14 protein-coding genes are annotated in these 13,133 nt (G+C 76.2%); 7 read left to right on the top strand and 7 right to left on the bottom strand.

Annotated features, from left to right (window positions below; translation table 11 throughout):
- Positions 1–3: 3 nt before the first annotated feature.
- Positions 4–1,182 (top strand): CaiB/BaiF CoA transferase family protein, encoded by a 1,179-nt coding sequence (locus ACI79G_RS13005; RefSeq protein ID WP_456881544.1) that lies wholly within the window; start codon positions 4–6, stop codon positions 1,180–1,182.
- Positions 1,179–2,696 (top strand): carboxyl transferase domain-containing protein, encoded by a 1,518-nt coding sequence (locus tag ACI79G_RS13000; protein WP_456881543.1) that lies wholly within the window; start codon positions 1,179–1,181, stop codon positions 2,694–2,696. The genes ACI79G_RS13005 and ACI79G_RS13000 overlap by 4 nt, the downstream gene beginning before the upstream one ends.
- An 85-nt stretch (positions 2,697–2,781) precedes the next feature.
- Here ACI79G_RS13000 and ACI79G_RS12995 read toward each other — a convergent pair whose 3' ends face one another.
- From ACI79G_RS12995 to ACI79G_RS12985, 3 genes are all read right to left on the bottom strand, one after another.
- A complete protein-coding gene (locus ACI79G_RS12995) occupies positions 2,782–3,273 on the bottom strand; it encodes a MarR family winged helix-turn-helix transcriptional regulator (protein WP_456881542.1) in 492 nt (163 codons plus the stop codon).
- Between the two features lie 45 nt (positions 3,274–3,318).
- Positions 3,319–4,635, bottom strand: a complete 1,317-nt coding sequence (locus tag ACI79G_RS12990; RefSeq protein ID WP_456881541.1) for a PP2C family protein-serine/threonine phosphatase — start codon at positions 4,633–4,635, stop codon at positions 3,319–3,321.
- Positions 4,636–4,811: 176 nt separating this feature from the next.
- Positions 4,812–5,444, bottom strand: coding sequence for a LysE family translocator (locus ACI79G_RS12985; RefSeq protein WP_456881540.1), 633 nt, complete (start codon positions 5,442–5,444; stop codon positions 4,812–4,814).
- Positions 5,445–5,667: 223 nt separating this feature from the next.
- On the opposite strand from ACI79G_RS12985, the gene ACI79G_RS12980 reads away from it, so the two are divergent.
- Complete coding sequence (locus ACI79G_RS12980; RefSeq protein WP_456881539.1) at positions 5,668–6,168, top strand: Hsp20/alpha crystallin family protein; 501 nt, start codon at positions 5,668–5,670, stop codon at positions 6,166–6,168.
- Between the two features lie 187 nt (positions 6,169–6,355).
- Positions 6,356–7,240 (top strand): ornithine cyclodeaminase family protein, encoded by an 885-nt coding sequence (locus ACI79G_RS12975; RefSeq protein ID WP_456881538.1) that lies wholly within the window; start codon positions 6,356–6,358, stop codon positions 7,238–7,240.
- Between the two features lie 40 nt (positions 7,241–7,280).
- Here ACI79G_RS12975 and ACI79G_RS12970 read toward each other — a convergent pair whose 3' ends face one another.
- From ACI79G_RS12970 to ACI79G_RS12960, 3 genes are all read right to left on the bottom strand, one after another.
- Complete coding sequence (locus ACI79G_RS12970; RefSeq protein WP_456881537.1) at positions 7,281–8,243, bottom strand: DMT family transporter; 963 nt, start codon at positions 8,241–8,243, stop codon at positions 7,281–7,283.
- Positions 8,240–8,881 (bottom strand): TetR/AcrR family transcriptional regulator, encoded by a 642-nt coding sequence (locus ACI79G_RS12965; RefSeq protein ID WP_456881536.1) that lies wholly within the window; start codon positions 8,879–8,881, stop codon positions 8,240–8,242. The genes ACI79G_RS12970 and ACI79G_RS12965 overlap by 4 nt, the downstream gene beginning before the upstream one ends.
- 263 nt (positions 8,882–9,144) lie before the next feature.
- Complete coding sequence (locus ACI79G_RS12960) at positions 9,145–10,467, bottom strand: alpha/beta fold hydrolase (RefSeq protein WP_456881535.1); 1,323 nt, start codon at positions 10,465–10,467, stop codon at positions 9,145–9,147.
- Between the two features lie 592 nt (positions 10,468–11,059).
- Here ACI79G_RS12960 and ACI79G_RS12955 point away from each other — a divergent pair.
- The 3 genes from ACI79G_RS12955 (at position 11,060) to ACI79G_RS12945 (ending at position 12,232) form a co-directional block, all read left to right on the top strand.
- Positions 11,060–11,386 carry an FmdB family zinc ribbon protein gene (locus tag ACI79G_RS12955; RefSeq protein ID WP_456881534.1) on the top strand — a complete coding sequence of 109 codons (327 nt, stop codon included), beginning with the start codon at positions 11,060–11,062 and terminating at the stop codon, positions 11,384–11,386.
- An 82-nt stretch (positions 11,387–11,468) separates the two neighbouring features.
- On the top strand, positions 11,469–12,116 hold the full coding sequence (gene cpaB / locus ACI79G_RS12950) for a Flp pilus assembly protein CpaB (RefSeq protein ID WP_456881533.1): 648 nt from the start codon (positions 11,469–11,471) through the stop codon (positions 12,114–12,116).
- Positions 12,113–12,232 carry an MscL family protein gene (locus tag ACI79G_RS12945; RefSeq protein WP_456881532.1) on the top strand — a complete coding sequence of 40 codons (120 nt, stop codon included), beginning with the start codon at positions 12,113–12,115 and terminating at the stop codon, positions 12,230–12,232. Before cpaB ends, ACI79G_RS12945 begins: the two co-directional genes overlap by 4 nt.
- Before the next feature lie 160 nt (positions 12,233–12,392).
- Here the strand turns inward: ACI79G_RS12945 and ACI79G_RS12940 are convergent, their stop codons facing one another.
- On the bottom strand, positions 12,393–13,088 hold the full coding sequence (locus tag ACI79G_RS12940) for a YbaK/EbsC family protein (RefSeq protein ID WP_456881531.1): 696 nt from the start codon (positions 13,086–13,088) through the stop codon (positions 12,393–12,395).
- Positions 13,089–13,133: the final 45 nt, after the last annotated feature.

Genomic DNA, 13,133 nt, shown 5'->3' with positions numbered 1-13,133 from the left:
CCCGTGTCCGGACCCCTGGACGGCGTCCTCGTCGTCGACCTGACCCGCGCCCTCGCCGGGCCGCACGCCGGGATGATGCTCGGCGACCTCGGCGCCCGCGTCATCAAGGTGGAGAACCCCGGCAGCGGGGACGACACCCGCGGCTGGGGCCCGCCCTTCCTCCACCCGGAGGGCGCCGAGCGGGAGTCGACGTACTTCCTCTCGACCAACCGCAACAAGGAGTCGGTCACCCTCGACCTCAAGGACGACGGCGACAAGGAGCTGCTGCGCGAGCTGGTCCGCCGCGCCGACGTGCTGCTGGAGAACTTCCGCCCCGGCACCCTGGAACGCCTCGGCTTCGGCACCGACGTGCTCGAGCAGCTCAACCCGCGGCTGGTCACCCTCTCGATCAGCGGCTTCGGCCACGACGGGCCCGAGGGCGGGCGGGCCGGCTACGACCAGATCGCCCAGGGCGAGGGCGGGCTGATGTCGCTGACCGGCTCCGGCCCGGACGACCCGCAGCGGGTCGGCGTCCCGATCGCCGACCTGCTGGCCGGCATGTACGGCGCGTACGGGGTGCTCGCCGCGCTCATCGAACGGCAGCGCACCGGCCGCGGCCAGGTGGTGCGCACCTCCCTGCTGGCGGCGATCGTCGGCGTGCACGCCTTCCAGGGCACCCGGTGGACGGTCGCGGGCGAGGTCGGGCGGGCGCAGGGCAACCACCACCCCTCGATCGCCCCCTACGGCCTGTTCCACTGCAAGGGCGGCAGCGTCCAGCTCTCCTGCGGGTCGGAGGGGCTGTGGCGGCGGCTGTGCACGGAGTTCGGCCTGGACGCCGAGGCGCCCGGTCTGGCCACCAACGGCGAGCGCGTCGACCACCGCGACCAGGTGATCGAGCTGCTGGAGCGGGCCTTCGCCGACCTCACCCCCGAGGAGCTGCTCGCCCGCCTCGCCGGTGCCGGCGTCCCGGCGGGCAAGGTGCGCACCCTCGACGAGGTCTACGGCTGGGACCAGACGCTGTCGCAGGGCCTGCTGGTCGACATCGAGCACCAGACGCTCGGCCGGCTGCAACTGCCCGGCCCGCCGCTGCGCTTCTTCGCCCCCGGTCCGGACGGCGAGACCGAGACCACCCGGCGGGACCACGCCGCGCCGCCGGTGCTCGGCTCCTCGAACGAGGCGATCCGCGCCTGGCTCTCCCCGTGAGCTCCCTGGACGCCCGGGGGCTGCGGGACCTCGTCCTCGACCCCGGCTCCTGGAAGAGCTGGGACTCCCCCGTGACGGTGGGCGACGTCCCGGAGTCCTACGCCGCCGAGCTGGCCCGGGCGGCGGAGCGGACGCGCCAGGACGAGTCGATCACCACCGGCGAGGGGCAGCTGCGCGGACGGCGGGTCGCGGTGATCGCCGGCGAGTTCGGCTTCCTCGCCGGCTCCATCGGCGTGGCCGCCGCCGACCGGCTCATCGCCGCGGTCGAGCGGGCCACCGAGGAGGGGCTGCCGCTGCTGGCCGCGCCGGTCTCCGGCGGCACCCGGATGCAGGAGGGCACCGTCGCCTTCCTGCAGATGATCGGCATCACCGCGGCGATCGCCCGGCACAAGGAGGCCGGGCTGCCCTACCTGGTCTACCTGCGGCACCCCACGTTCGGCGGCGTCCTGGCCTCCTGGGGGTCGCTGGGCCACGTGACCATCGCCGAGCCCGGCGCCTCGATCGGCTTCCTCGGCCCGCGGGTGTACGAGGCGCTGTACGGGGAGCCGTTCCCCGAGGGCGTGCAGACCGCCGAGCACCTCGCCGAGCACGGGCTCATCGACGCCGTCGTCCCGCACGAGGAGATCGCCGAGGTCGCCGACCGGGCGCTGCGGGTGCTGGCCGCGCGGCAGACCTGGCACCGGGACGTCGCCGACGCCGAGCGGCCCATCCCCGAGGACGGCACCGACGCCGACGACCCGGAGGACGGCCGCAGCGCCTGGGAGGTCGTCACCGCCTCCCGCCGCGAGGACCGGCCCGGTGTGCGGCGGCTGCTGCGGACGGCGGCCACCGACGTCGTCGGCCTGTCCGGCACCGGCGCCGGGGAGAAGGACCCCGGGCTGCTGCTGGCCCTGGCGCGCTTCGGCGGGGCGCCGTGCGTCGTCCTCGGTCAGGACCGGCGCGGGCAGTCCCTGTCGGCGCCGCTGGGGCCGGCCGCGCTGCGCGAGGCGCGGCGCGGGATGCGGCTGGCCGCCGAGCTGCGGCTGCCGCTGGTCACCCTCGTAGACACCCCCGGCGCGGCGCTGTCCAGGGAGGCCGAGGAGGGCGGCCTGGCCGCCGAGATCGCCCGCTGCCTGCAGGACCTCGTGATGCTGCGGGCGCCGACGCTGGCCGTGCTGCTGGGCCAGGGCACCGGCGGCGGGGCGCTCGCGCTCGCCCCGGCCGACCGGGTGCTGGCCGCGGCCAACGGCTGGCTGGGCCCGCTGCCGCCGGAAGGCGCCTCGGCGATCGTGCACCGCACCGTCGACCGCGCCGACGAGATGGCCGCCGCCCAGGGGGTGCGGGCCACCGACCTGTGGCGGGCCGGGATCGTCGACCGCGTCGTCCCCGAGCGGCCGGACGCCGCCGACGAGCCGGTGGAGTTCTGCCGGCGGCTGGGGCGGGTGCTCGGCGAAGAGCTGGCCGGCCTGCTCGGGCGGGACGACGGCGAGCGCTTCCGCACCCGGCTGCACCGCTACCGCCACCTCGGCCGCTGAGGCGCCGACGATCAGCTGAGCTGGTCGCCGCGGCTCCTGGCTCACCGCCGGCGTGAGGACGGCGACCGCCGGGTGAGGCCGGCGGTCAGCCGGCGTCCGCCACTTCCCCCAGGCGCAGGCTGTGGTCGGGGTCGAGCCGGTCGAGCACCGCCTGCAACGCGTCGCCGAGGGCGCGGGTCTGCTCGTCGGTGAGCGGGTCGAACACCGCCGCCCGGACGGCCTCGACGTGACCGGGCGCGACCGAGCGGACGACGTCCCACCCGGCGTCGGTGAGGACGGCGACGTTCCCCCGGCCGTCCTCGGGAGAGCGCTCGCGGCGCACCCAGCCGCGTTCCTCCAGCCGCGCGACGGTGTGCGAGAGCCGGCTCTGCGACTGGTTGGCGCGGCGGGCCAGGTCGCTCATCCGCCGGCTGCGCCCGGGCGCCTCCGAGAGCATGGCCAGGACGACGTAGGCGGCGTGGCTGAGGCCGGCGTCGCGCTGGAGCTGGGCGTCGAGGACCCGCGGGAGCAGCTCGGCGACGCTCAACCACGTCCGCCAGGTCCGCTGCTGCTCCTCGTCGAGCCACCGCTGCGCCACGCCCGGAACCGTACTGGTGCGCGACACGCCGCGACACGCCGGAGGTCAGCCCTCGACGCGGATGGCGAGGGCGGCGATGTCGTCCTCGCGGTCGTAGCGGACCGGGGCCAGCACGCGGTCGAGGATCGCGTGGACCGGCAGCTCCTCCAGCCCGCCGAGCGTGGCGGCGAGGGCGGCGGTGCCGGCGTCGATGTCCTGGCCGGTGCTGCGGCGCTCGATCAGGCCGTCGGTGTAGAGCAGCAGCGTGCTGCCCGCGGGCAGGTCCGTCACGTGGTCCCGGCGCGGCCGGGTGGGGTCGATGCCGACGAGCATGTCCGGCGGGGTGCGCAGCACGTCGACCGTGCCGCCGGGGCGCAGCAGCAGCGGCGGCGGGTGACCGGCGTTGGTCCAGAGCAGCTGCCGCGACCCGTCGGGCTGCACGGGCTCGATGCGGGCCAGGACGATCGAGGCGATGGCGCCCACCGGCAGCCGGACCATCGCCCGGTCCAGGCGCTGCATCGTGTCGGAAGGGACCTCGCCGCGGTCGACGGCGTAACCGCGCAGCAGGGTGCGCAGCTGGCTCATGTCCGCGGCGGCGGCGATGTCGTGGCCGACGGTGTCGCCGATCGCCAGCACCGTGACGTCGTCCGCGGTGCAGAAGCCGTCGAACCAGTCACCGCCCACCCGGTGGTTGCCGTGCGCAGGCAGGTAGCGGCCGGCCATCTGCAGCCCGTCGGGCTCCGGGAGCTGCGGCAGCATCGCCCGCTGCAGCGTCTCCGCGACGCTGCTGCGCTCCTCCAGCAGCTGCTGGGTGCGCCGCCACTCGCGGGCGGCGACGTCGGCGGCCTGCGCGGCGCGCGCGGTCATGATCCGCAGCTGCAGCTCCGAGGAGCAGGCGCCGGCCAGGTCGGTGAGCACCGCCAGGTCGGTGTCGGTCCAGTGCCGCGGCCGGGAGTCGATGGCGCACAGCGAGCCGATCACCCGGCCGTCGGCGTCCACCAGCGGCATCCCCGCGTAGGCGACGACGTGCAGGTCGGGGATGGCGAGGTTGTGCCGGACCAGGGGGTGGCGCCGCGCGTCCTCGATGACCAGCGGCTCGGACGAGGCGACCACGTGCTGGCAGAACGAGTGGCTCAGCGGGGTGCGCCGCTCGCTCTGGTACGGCTCGGGCAGCCCGGCGGCGCCGGGGAAGACCTGCTCCTCGGCGCTCACCAGCGTCACGAGCGCCACCGGCACCGACAGCTGGTGGCGGACCAGCCGGGCGAACCGCTCGAAGGCCTCGTCGGACGCGGCCGGGAGCAGCGTCCCGGCGGGCAGCGGGACCGAGGCCGACGACTCCCCCGGGGACGACGCGGCGCGGGGACGGGGCGACGGGAGGACCACAGTGCCTCCCGACTGCGCCTGCGCTCGGCCACGATCGGTGGGTCGCGACTCGATCGAGCAGCTCCACCGTAGCGGAGACGACCCCTCCCGCGCTGTGACGCACGCCCCTGAGCAGCGAGGATGCCCGCAGCACCGGCTCACCGGAGCGGGCGCCGCCCCGGGCGGCGCCGTCCCGGTCAGCCGCCGGGCAGCGCGAGCCGCAGGCCGAGACCGAGCAGGGCGACCCCGGTGACGCCCTCGACGGTTCGGCTGACCCCCGGGCGCTGCAGCCACCGGCGGGCGGCTCCTGCACCGAGGACGAGGACGGCGAACCAGACGAGGCTCAGCGCCACGTGGACGAGGGCCAGCAGCACGCCCATCCCGAGGGCCGGCGTGTCGGGCGGGAGGAACTGCGGCAGCACGGACACGTAGAAGGCGCCGACCTTCGGGTTGAGCAGGTTGGTCAGCAGACCGGTGCGGGCCGACCGCCAGGCTCCTCCCGGCGACGGGGACGAGCCGGCGGCCGCCTCGGCAGGATGCCGGGCCAGGCGCCACAGGATCCGCCCGCCGAGCCAGACCAGGTAACCGGCACCGACGAGCCGGAGGACGTCGTAGGCGACGGTGGACGCGGTCAGGAGGGCGGACACCCCGACCGCGGCGGCGGCGCCCCACGCCAGGACGCCGGCGACCACCCCGAGCGCCGTGGCCACCGCATCCCGTCGTCCCCGCGTGATGGCGGCGCGGAGGACCAGGGCGGTGTCGAGGCCAGGGGTGATGGTCAGCGGCAGGGCGACGAGGCCGAAGCCGAGCACGGCTCCCTGGACGCTCACGCCTCGGTCCCCGCGGCGGTGGTCACGGTCCGAGCCTAGGGAGGCGGCGCCTCCGCACCGGCCGTCCCGACCACGTGCGCGGCGAACCCGGATCCGGAACGACGTCGTGCATGACGCCGCGCTCACCGGGAACGACGTGGGGTGGACACGGCCGGCCGCGGCCGGCAGCTGCCACGCAGGTGGACGACCGCTCGAAGAACCGAGGACCGCTCAGGAGGTCGCGATGAGCGTCATGCGTTTCGACCCGTTCGGGGACCCGTTCCGGAGCCTGGACCGGCTGACCAGCCAGATGATGTCCGGCACGCGGACCCCGATGGGCATGCCGATGGACGTGTGGCAGGCCGAGGACGGCTACCACGTGGCACTGGACCTGCCCGGGGTGGACCCGGACAGCGTGGAGATCACCACCGAGCGCAACATGCTCACCATCCGCGCGGAACGCCGCGCCGAGTACGGGCAGGGCGCCAACGTGCTCCTGGCCGAGCGTCCGCAGGGACGGTTCACCCGCCAGCTGCAGGTCGGTGACGCTCTCGACACCGGCCGGGTGTCCGCCACCTACCAGGACGGCGTGCTCCTGCTGACCATCCCGCTGTCGGAGCAGGCCCAGCCGCGGCGGATCGAGGTCCAGCACGGCGGCCGGCAGCAGCAGCTCTCGGTCGGCGGCGAGCAGGGTGGGCAGCAGTCCGAGCAGACCACGAACAGGGGCGAGGAGCAGAACAGCTGAGCTCTGGGCCGGGGCGAGACCGGATCGGCCGGGACCGGCTGACGTGGAGGAAGGGCCGCTGCGCCCGGGTGTGGCAGGGTGCCGCCGTGGTGCCCTCGACGACCGCGACCACCGACCACCACACCGGCGGGGAACCGTTCACGGGCCGGGCGCTCGGGACCGTGGACGTCGCCGGGTTCGTGCTGCGGTGAGGTTCCTCGACGCGGCCGCCGTCGCCGCGCTCGGCCCGGCCGGTGCGGTCCGGGCGATCACCGACGCGCTCCGCGGCGGTCTCGACCCCGCCACCGACACACCCCGCTCGGCGGTCGGCCTCGCACACGGCCAGTTCCTGCTCATGCCGTCCGAGGCCCCGGACGCGGCCGGGGTCAAGGTCGTCACCGTCGCCCCGGGCAACCCGGCCCGCGGCCTGCCCCGCATCCAGGCCGTCTACCTGCTCTTCGACGAGGAGACCCTCGCGCTGCGCGCGGTGCTCGACGGCACGGCGCTGACCACGCTGCGCACCCCGGCCGTGTCGGTCGCCGCCGTCCTCCCGGCCCTGCCCGACCGGCCGCTGCGGGTGGCGGTGGTCGGAGCCGGGCCGCAGGCCACCGGGCACGTCGCCACGCTGGCCGCCGTCCGCCCGTTGGCCCGCGCCACCCACCTGGTCCGCGACCCGTCCCGGACCCCGCTGGACGCGGTGCGGCTCGGCTCCGCGGACGCCGACGAGGCGTTGCGCGCCGCGGACGTCGTCGTCTGCGCGACCTCGGCCCGATCGCCGCTGTTCGACTCGAGCCTGCTGCGCGACGACGCCGTGGTGGTCGCGGTCGGCTCGCACGAGCCCGACGCCCGCGAACTGGACGCGCCGCTCCTGGGCCGGGCCACCGTGGTGGTCGAGGACGTCGCCACCGCGCTGCGCGAGGCCGGGGACGTGGTGCTGGCGATCGCCGAGGGCACGCTGGTCGCCGCCGACCTCGTGCCCGTGCGCGACCTCGTGACCGGCGCGGTGCCCCCGCCGGCCGATCGGCCGCTGGTCTTCAAGAGCGTCGGCATGTCCTGGCAGGACCTGGTCGTCGCAGCAGCGGTGGTCGGCTGACTGCCCGCCCCGCTGGACGTCGATCGCTCCGACGACGGGCCTACGGGACGGGGTCGACCGCGCGTGGCGGCACCGGGGACGGAGTCCTCCCCGTGTCCGGGTGCTGCCGGCTCGGCGCCGCGGTCAGCACCACGAGGCTGGCGAGCAGGACCCCCATGCCCACCCAGCCCAGGGCCGGCAGCCGTTCGTGCAGGACGAGGACGGCGATGACCGCGGCGACGGCCGGCTCGAGCAGGGTGAGCGAGGTGGCGGTGCTCGCGGGGACGGCGGCCAGGCCCCGGCCGAACAGCACGTAGCCGACGAACATCGGCACGAGGGCCAGGTAGGCCACGGCCGCGAAGTCGGGCCAGGACGCGAGGATGGGAGCGCCGGTGAGCAGCAGGACCGGCAGCAGCAGGACGCCGCCGAGCCCGAAGACGGCGCCCATGACGGGGCGGGAGGGCAGTCCGCGGCGCATCGCCCGCGCGGCGCCCCAGGAGTACAGGGCATAGGTCAGGCCGGCCAGCAGGCCCAGCGCGATGCCCAGCACGGGTTGCGCACCGGGAGCGCCGGTCGCCGCCTCCTCCTCCCCTGCGCGGGCGATGGCCAGCGCCAGCACGCCGAGCACCCCCACGGTCGCGCCGAGCGCCCAGCGGCGGGACAGCGGCCGGCGGTCGACGACGCGTTCGATGAGGGCGGCCGCCATCGGCGCCGAGCCGATGGACACGACCGTGCCGACCGCGACCCCGGCCAGGCGCATCGAGGTGTAGAAGGCCAGCGGGTACACCGCCACCGCGCCGGCGGACACCGCCAGGGTCGGCCACTGCGCGGCCAGGCCGGCGCGGTGGGCACGGATCACCCGCAGCGCGGCCGCCGCCTGCAGCAGGCCGCCCACCCCCATCGCCGCCGCGCCGACCGCCAGCGACCCGACGCCGGTTGCCAGCGCCGCCGCGGTGCCCGTCGTGCCCCACAGCAGGGCCGCGGCCAGCACGCACGCGCTGCCGTACGCCTCCCCGCGTCTCACCTCGCGTCCCCGCCGGCGGCGGCGTCCACCAGCTGCAGGGCCAGGTCACGGACCCGGTGCAGCCGACGGGAGTCGCCCTCCAGCCCGGCCCGCGCCATCGCGCCCTCGAGCAGGAACGACAGCTGCTCCGCCAGGTCGGCGACCCGCTCGGCCGGCACCCCGTCCAGCTCGGCGAGGTGGGCGGCCAGCAGCGCCTCGACCTCCTCCTTGTGCCGGCGCACCAGCTGCCGCCCGGGCGCACCGGCGGGCAACTCGGCCGCCGCGTTGAGCAACCCGCACCCGCGGAACCCGTGCTGGTAGGCCAGCTCGGCGTGGTCGACGTAGGCGTCGAGGACCGCGGCGACCCGCTGGCGGGCGTCGGTCGCGCCGGCCAGCCGGCGGCGGTAGAGGTCCAGCCACTCCTCGTGCCGCGCCTCGAGGTAGGCCAGGACCAGGTCGTCCTTGCTGGCGAAGTTGTTGTACAGGCTCATCTTCGCCACGCCCGCCGCGGCGGTGATGGTGTCGATCCCGGTGCCGTTCACCCCGTGGTCGTAGAAGCACTCCGCGGCTGCTGCCAGCAACCGGGCTCGAGCCGAACCGCGGGCCGACTCCGCCGGCCGGCCGATCCCGGCGCCCTCTCGGCGTCCACGTCCGGACACGAGCGACCCCTCCTCCATGTTGGGTAGACCAGTCTACCCAATCGAGAGGGCGGGCGCTTCTCCGCGCTCGGGGCGCCACCCGACCGCTCGCCGACGGCGACCTGTCCTGGCGGGACCTGACGGTCGGGTTCGTCATCGCCTGGCTGTGGTCCGGCAGGCGGTCGGACTGCTCGGCCGGATCCGAGCCGCTCCGCGCCAGGGGCGGAACACGCGTACTCCTGCGCGGCACCTGGCGCGGTGCTCGATGGGTCGTCCGGGGAGGGTCAGGCTCCCGCCAGCGGCGAACCGGTGCGCGCGGCGTCGATGACGTCGGCGATCGCACGCGCCGACTCCTCGGCGCCTCGCTCCTCCTCCAGCAGTCCAGCGTGCGTGGCGTCGGCGACGCGGTGGCTGTTGTTGGTCGACAGCGCGGCCATCCGGTCCTGAGCAGCCGACCAGCTCGGATCCGGGTCTGCGGCGGTGAGGACGACCAGTGGCGTGCTCCCGAGAGCGGTCAGCGCCCGGGCCTGGTAGAGCAGTGCCGGCATGGTGGCGATCTCGTCGCAGGTGTTGCGCCAGCCGCGGGCGCTGGCGACGAACGCCCGGACCTGTCCAGCGGCCGGCTCGGGCAGCGCTGACCAGGAGGACGTGGGCAGCAGCCGGCCGACGCCCAGCCGAGCCAGGCTGGGCGCCAGCGCGACCGCGCCGGGCGGGCCGGCGTGAGCCGAGCCGGTGCCCGCCGACCGGTAGGGGTCGGTCGCGTCGAGCAGGACCATGCCGGCGACCTGCTCGGGGTAGCGGGCGGCGTAGGTCATCGCATGGTTCCCGCCGATGGAGTGCCCGACCAGCACGTACGGTCCGTTCTCGCCGGCCCGGCGCAGCAGCGTGTGCAGATCGGCGGCGGCCTGCACCCCGTCCTGGCGGTGGGGGGCGTCCTCGCTCCAGCCCTGCCCGGCGCGGTCGTAGGCGCACACCCGGGTCGTGCGGCTGACCTCGGGGACGATGCGCGCCCAGTTCGCCGACATCTCACCGAGCCCGCTCTGCAGCACGACGGTGGGACCGCCCGAGCCGGTGCAGGTCAGGTGCAGCCGGTAGCCGCCGACGTCGTAGGACTGCCCCGGCATGGCATGGCTGCGCTGGTCGAGGGCCAGCCCGACGGTCTCGACCATGCCGCCGACGCCGGCCCCGGCCACGATCGCGGCCACGGGGTACAGCAGCCAGCGGCCCCCGCCGGCTGCCAGCGAGCGGCGGACGCGGACGCCCATCCAGATGGCGAGCGACAGGAGCAGCGGAGGCCACACCCAGCCGCTGAGGGTGATGGCGCGGTCGTGGGGGGTGAGGGCCAGGAGCCCGAGCCCCGTCGTGCCCAGCCCTGCGGCCGGGACCCACGCCCAGCTCTGGGGCTGATCGGTCAGCCGGGCCGACAGCACCGCCAGGATCGCCCAGCCGAGGGCGAAACCGAGCAGCGCCGCCCCCGTGATGACGGGCTCGGGTGCTCCGCCGAAGACCACCAGGGTGAGGACGGCGGCGGTGGCCGCGCCGGTCGCCAGCGACCCGGCGATGATCCCGCGGATCGGGCCGGTACGGGCGCGGTCGGTGGTGGACACGGCTACTGCGGCGGCACGGTCGGTGCGGTGGTGCTCATCGTGAGTCCTTCTGCCTGGTGGGTGCCGGCCACGCCCGATGGGGCCAGGGCTGGTGGTCGGTGGCGGCCGCGCCGCCCGGGCCGGTGATCTTGCCAGGCCCGCTGACGACGGAGGGGGAGCCAGCCGGAAGCGCGAGGGCGGTGCGACCGGCGGTGCCGGCTCCCGTCAGGACGTGGAGGTCGCCGTCGGTGCGCCCGCGCCCAGGCACTCGTCCGGGACCTCGCCGGGTGGCGGCACCTCACGCACGCCGCCGGTCATGCATCCAGGACCGACACGATCAGCCAGGTCCCCTGCCCACCCTGAGCACCGGGCCGAACCGTCGAGCACTCCACCACCGCGAGGTCCCGTCGCGGCCGCGGAGCCGCCCTCGGATGACCGCGACCGGGCCCTCGCGCCCGCACCCGGGCACTCGCGCAGCCTGCGTTCACCCTCGCACGCACGCGGAGGTGACACTCGCCGGCAGCACGTGGACGGATGCCGTGGCGACGCGCATCATTGGCAGTCGCCGGGTGAGAGTGCCAACCCGACCCGTCCGACGAGGAGTACCACCACCGTGCCCACGTACCAGTACGCATGCACCAACCCCGACGGGAAGCACCAGTTCGAGGTGGTGCAGAGCTTCACCGACGCCCCGGTGAGCGAGTGCCCCGAGTGCGGCAGCGCGGTGCGCAAGGTCTACGGCTCGGTCGGCGTGGTCTTCAAGGGCTCGGGCTTCTACCGCACCGACAGCCGGTCCGGCTCCTCGTCCGGCGAGTCGAGTTCGTCGTCCAACGGCAACGGCAAGAAGGACGCCGCCCCCGCCGCGTCCACCTCGTCGTCCTCGGGAGCCTCCTCGTCGAGCGGTTCCAGCTCCTCCTCGAGCAGCGCCGCCGCCAGCTGACCCGCGGTCCACAGGCGGACGCCGCGTCCACAACCCGGCGTCTGCCGTCCCCCCGCCGGTCGCGGGCGGCCAGCGTGGGCGCATGGTCCGCTTCCGCCGCCCGCGCCGACCGCTGCACACCACCCGTCAGGTCCTCGCCGCGCTCCTCGCCGCCACCGCCCTCGTCCTGGCCCTGCGCCCTGCCGCGGCACCGGCCAGCGCCCCGGCCGCCGTCCCGGTCGTCGTCGCCGCGGCCGACCTCGCGGCCGGCGCCGTCCTGGCCGCCGGGGACGTCGCCGTCACGCTCTACCCGCCCGAGCTGCGCCCCGCCGGCACGGTCGAGGACCCGACCGCGGTCGTGGGCCAGGTGCTCGCCGGCGGCGTCCGGTCCGGCGAGCCGCTCACCGACGCCGCCCTGGTCGGGGCCGGTCCGACCGCCCGGCTCGGTCCCGGCCAGGTCGCCGCGCCGGTGCGCCCCGCCGACCTCGCGGTCAGCGCGCTGGTGCAGCCCGGTGACCGGGTCGACGTCCTGGCCACGCCACCGGGCGCCGCCCGTGCCGAGGTGGTCGCCGCCGGGGCGCCGGTCCTAGCCACCCCCGGGCCGGAGGACGACGGCCTGCTGCTGCTCGCCGTCGACGCCGACACCGCGGCCCGGCTCGCCGCCGCGGCCACCACCGCGACGCTCACCCTCAGCCTCCCGCCACGCTCGACGCCGGGTGCCGGACCGGTCGCGCCGGGGGTGGGTGGATGACGCCCGAGGGCTTCGGGGACCCTCTGCTGCGCGGCGACCTCGTCGAGCTCGCCGTCGCCGTGGTCATCGGTACCGCCTCCACCGCGGTCGTCGACCGGTTCACCGAGTCGTGGTGACCCCGCTGGTCGACCTGGTGGGCGGCGGTCGTCCACTCCCTCGTCGTGCCGGCGATGGAGGCGCCCGTCGAGCGGCGCGCCCGCGGCGAGGAGCCCAGCCCCGGTCATGCCCCGGCCGGAGGCTCGCCGTGAGCTCGCGAATGGTGAGGAGGGCCCTCGTTCAGTCGCTGCCCCAGTGCGGCGGGCGGTCTTCGAGGTAACGCCGGTCGGCGGCCGACAGCTCCTCGGGGCGCTCGCCCCAGCCGACGTCCCGGTCGTCGGCAGCCCGCTCGGCCGGCGCCGCCGGAGCCGGCCGCGGCGGCTCGGCCACCGGGCGGCCGAGTCCCTCGAGGACCTCCGCGGCGGGCAGCGCGGACAGCGCGGCCCCGGACACCGCCAGCTTGCTGCCCCGGGTGCCCGACCCGACCACGACGAGGTCGGCGGCCGCGACGGTGGGGTCGACCAGCACCGGCCAGGACGGCGGCAGCCCGAGCGGGGTGATGCCCCCGTACTCCATGCCGCTCTCGGCGACGGCGACGTCCTGGGGCGCGAAGGAGACCTTGCGGGCGCCGAGGTGGCGGCGCACCAGGCCGTTGACGTCCGCGCGGGTGGTCGCCGGGACCAGGCACGCGGCCAGCTCGGTCTGCCCGGCACGGCGGGCGGCGACGACCACGCAGTTCACCGAGACCTCCAGCGGCACCCCGTACGCCTCGGTGAAGGCGGCGGTGTCGGCGAGGTCGGGGTCGATCTCGGCGACCCAGGCGGGAGCCGTCAGCGCGTCCAGCGCCGCGGCCACCGGGGCGGCGAGCAGCTCCGGCCGCTCGGGGGCGGGGACCCAGGTCAGCGAGCCGAGCCTGGGGGCGGTCGAGGAGTCCACGGGGCGATCCTGCCCGGTGGCCGGATCGTCGCGGCGAGCGGCCGG

The sequence above is a fragment of the Geodermatophilus sp. SYSU D00779 genome (assembly GCF_054050595.1).
The sequence above is the reverse complement of the archived record's forward strand: the minus strand, read 5'-3'. Positions and strand labels throughout refer to the sequence as shown.